Here is a 2,865-nt window from a genome sequence, read left to right as displayed (position 1 = left end):
ACAAATAATTACTCTGACCCCTTTTTTGGGGTGGATTACTTGGCGAGGGTGGCTTCGACGGTGATGTCGATGCGGACCTCGTCGCCGACCACCGGCACGTAGCCGCCGACGCCGTAGTCGCTGCGCAGGATGGTGGTGGTGGCGTCGAAGCCGGCGGCCGGGACCTTGGCCATCGGGTGCTCGCCGATCTTGTTGATGGTCACGTCCAGCACCACCGGGCGGGTGACGCCGTGGATGGTGAGGTCGCCGGCGACCTTGAGCGCGTTGTCGCCCGCGGCGGTGACGCCGGTGCTCTTGAAGGTGGCGGTCGGGTAGGTGGCGGCGTCGAAGAAATCGGCCTTGAGCAGGTGCTCGTCCAGCTTCTCCACGCCGGTGCTGAGGCTCTCGACCGGGATGGTGATGTTGACGCTGGACTGGGTCGGGTTGGCCGGGTCGAACAGGAACTCGCCCTGCACCGTGTCGAAGCGGCCGGTGATGTTCGAGAAGCCCATGTGGCTGTAGGTGAACTCGACCTGGGTGTGGGTCGGGTCGATGTTGTACTTGTCGGCGGCCTGGGCACCGAAGGCGGCGACGGCGAGCAGGCTGGCGAGGGCAAGGCGCTTGAAGGTCATTGCGGGGTCTCCGGGGTGGGCCGCCAGCGTGGGTGCCGGCAAGTGAGGGGAGTGTAGTCATCCCGCTGGTGCAACATAGCCGGACCCACGCAACGTATCGTTGCGCCGGACCCCGGCGAGCGTGCCCCACTGCCCCGCCCGGGCGCCAAATTCCGTCTTGGAGAGAGGGAGCAGGCAAGACCGCCGCCCCCCTTGCCGCGCCGCCCGGCGCGCGAGTCCGCCCACGGAGAGACCGCATGACCCGTACCGCCCTGTTCGCTGCGCTGCTAGCCCCCGCCGTCGCGCTGGCTGCGCCGCCCCCCGAAGCCGACAGCTTCCGTTCCCCGCCGCTGGCCGACTCGCTGGCCGCGGGCCAGCAGACCATCGCCCGCGAAGCCAAGCCCGCCAAGGCCGGCGCCATCGCCCCCACCGCGCTGACCATCGAGGAGGTCGGCGACCCCGACACCTTCGGCAAGCCCCTGAAGTGGCTGGGCCTGGTCTCGATCAACCTGCTGCTCACGGACAACTGCTCGCCGGTCGCTGGCGAGCCCGCGCTCGAGAACTGCATCCAGCTGGCGCCTGCGCCGGCGACGACGCCGATCAACGCCACCGACCTGGCCAGCATCACCCTGCCCGGCCGCAGCGCCGAGACCCTGCTCTGCCACTGGCAGACGCCGATCGTGTCCTACAGCCTGGCCAACTACACCGGCGCGCCGGCGCAGTACGCCTTCCGCCTGAGCCCGACCTACCGCTTCGAGAGCGAGGTGCTCGACGACCCGGCGCTGATCAACCCGGCCACCGGCCTGCCCTTCGGTGGCTCGCTGAGCACCACGCTGACCTCGGTGAACCGGTTCGGCACGCTGCAGCCCGACGACTACGAGGTGCAGTACGAATCCGGCACCCGCATGTGCATCGGCGGGGTGCTCAGCCAGCGCAGCCTGGTGCAGCAGTGGGGCCTGACTGAGGCGCAGGCGCGGCGCTTCTTCCGCCGTCCGATCACGATCGTGATGGGCCTGAGCGGCAACGCGCGCCTGGTCGAAAGCGCCAGCATCAACTTCGGCACCCGCTTCGTCGGCGACTGAGCCCGACCCGCCGGCGGCATCGCGATTCGCGGTGCCGCCGGTTTTCCGGCTAGGCTTCGGCCATGCCGCCAGACCCCACCCCCCGCTTCCTGCACGACGGCGCCGCCGGCCACCGCCTGCAGGCGCAGGCACTCGCGCGCGCACTGGATCCGGCGGCGAAGGAGCTGGCGCTGGCGACACGCGCGCCGTGGTCGTGGTTCGCGCCGCGGCGCCTGCCCGGTGCCGAGGCCGCCTTCGGCGAGGAGTTCCGGCGCCTGCTGGACGCCCCGCCGGGCTGGGTGGTCGGCTGCGGACGCCGTCCGGCGCTGGCCACGCGCCTGCTGCGGGCGCGCGGCAGCAAGGTTGTGCAACTGCTGCACCCGCGCCTCGATCCTTCGCACTGGGACCTCGTGGTGGCGCCCGAACACGACGGCCTGCGCGGTCCGAACGTCATCACGCTGTGCGGCAGCCTGCACGCGGTCGACGATGCCTGGCTGGCCGACGGCCGCGCGGCCTTCCCGGCGTTCGCCTCGCTGCCCTCGCCGCGCACCGTGGTGCTGCTGGGCGGCCCGACCGCGGCGGTGCGCTTCGACCGCGGCGCCTTCGAGGTGATGTCGGCCAAGCTCGAGCACTGGCTGGCGGTGGGCGGCGGCAGCTTGTTGGTTGTGGGCTCGCGCCGCACGCCGGCGCAACTGGCGGCACTTTCGCGCAGCTACTGGGCCGACACCCCGGGCCTGCGCTGGTTCGACGCCAGCGATGGCCCCAACCCCTACGCCGGCGCGCTGGGCTGGGCCGACCGCATCGTGGTCTCGCCCGACTCGGTGAACATGGTCTCGGAAGCCTGCGCCACCGCGGCGCCGGTGTATGTCGCGGAACCGGGGCGCGCCACCGGCCGCATCAAGCGCTACCTCGACGACGTCCTGGCCCGCGGCCGCATCCAGCCCCTCGGCAAACTCCCCCACGACGCCGCGTGCGAGCCCCTGCGCGAAACGCCGCGCGTGGCGGCGCTGGTGCGGGACGCTATCTTTTAGACGCGGATTAACGCCGATAAACGCGGATAGAGAAAAGCCTTTAGACAGGTCGACAAGAAGTCGTGGAATCAAACGGGGAAAGCGCCCACTTCAATGGGGCACGCAAAGTCGCCCCCTTCTTTCTGACCGCCCCATTTTCTTTTTGCACAATCCGCTTTTATCCGCGTTAATCCGCGTCAAAAA

Annotated in this window: 3 protein-coding genes; 2 read left to right on the top strand and 1 reads right to left on the bottom strand. The window is 70.2% G+C overall.

All coding sequences use genetic code 11. The annotated features are described in order from the left end of the window. Positions 1–35: 35 nt before the first annotated feature. Positions 36–611, bottom strand: coding sequence for a YceI family protein (locus N787_RS11655; RefSeq protein ID WP_034214308.1), 576 nt, complete (start codon positions 609–611; stop codon positions 36–38). A gap of 236 nt (positions 612–847) precedes the next feature. Between N787_RS11655 and N787_RS11650 the strand changes: the two genes are divergently transcribed. Then, positions 848–1,672: a hypothetical protein gene (locus tag N787_RS11650; RefSeq protein ID WP_034214307.1), complete on the top strand. Its 825-nt coding sequence runs from the start codon at positions 848–850 to the stop codon at positions 1,670–1,672. A gap of 62 nt (positions 1,673–1,734) precedes the next feature. After that, positions 1,735–2,682, top strand: coding sequence for a mitochondrial fission ELM1 family protein (locus tag N787_RS11645; RefSeq protein WP_034214305.1), 948 nt, complete (start codon positions 1,735–1,737; stop codon positions 2,680–2,682). The last annotated feature ends 183 nt before the right edge of the window (positions 2,683–2,865 follow it).

The sequence above is a fragment of the Arenimonas metalli CF5-1 genome (assembly GCF_000747155.1).
Taxonomy (GTDB): Bacteria; Pseudomonadota; Gammaproteobacteria; order Xanthomonadales; family Xanthomonadaceae; genus Arenimonas; species Arenimonas metalli.
The sequence above is the reverse complement of the archived record's forward strand: the minus strand, read 5'-3'. Positions and strand labels throughout refer to the sequence as shown.

What these genes read in the sequence shown, in the direction of transcription:
- N787_RS11655 (WP_034214308.1), bottom strand. Translation starts at nt 611, where the DNA reads ATGACCTTCAAGCGCCTTGCCCTCGCCAGCCTGCTCGCCGTCGCCGCC.
- N787_RS11645 (WP_034214305.1), top strand. Translation starts at nt 1,735, where the DNA reads ATGCCGCCAGACCCCACCCCCCGCTTCCTGCACGACGGCGCCGCCGGC.
- N787_RS11650 (WP_034214307.1), top strand. Translation starts at nt 848, where the DNA reads ATGACCCGTACCGCCCTGTTCGCTGCGCTGCTAGCCCCCGCCGTCGCG.